Source organism: Paenibacillus periandrae (genome assembly GCF_022458865.1).
In the GTDB taxonomy this organism is placed as follows: Bacteria; Bacillota; Bacilli; order Paenibacillales; family NBRC-103111; genus Paenibacillus_S; species Paenibacillus_S periandrae.
The window spans coordinates 1-255 of sequence record NZ_JAJNMU010000207.1; the positions used below are offsets into that span (position 1 = coordinate 1).

Sequence of the window (255 nt, forward strand, 5' to 3'; positions counted from 1 at the left end):
ACAACGAAGGCAAAGGTAGTGGAATGTCTAGAACACTGTTGCATGTGGTGACCGACTGGCCCGGTCACTTTCCTAACGGTGCTACTACTGTGGGTACGTTAGTCGAGTTCGGTGCGGAGGTGAACGCACGGTTCATTGGATCACACACCGAGACACCGCTTCATTGGGCTTCGAGCTGCGATGACATTGAAGTGCTTGATGCGCTTCTTGATGCTGGCGCCGACATCGAAGCGCCAGGTGCAGTGATCGCAGGTG

The 255-nt window shown here is 54.9% G+C and carries 1 protein-coding gene; it reads left to right on the plus strand.

The features are described 5' to 3' along the window. Positions 1 to 23: 23 nt before the first annotated feature. On the plus strand, positions 24 to 255 hold a 232-nt coding region (locus LRL21_RS47505), incomplete at its 3' end, for an ankyrin repeat domain-containing protein (RefSeq protein ID WP_338044795.1).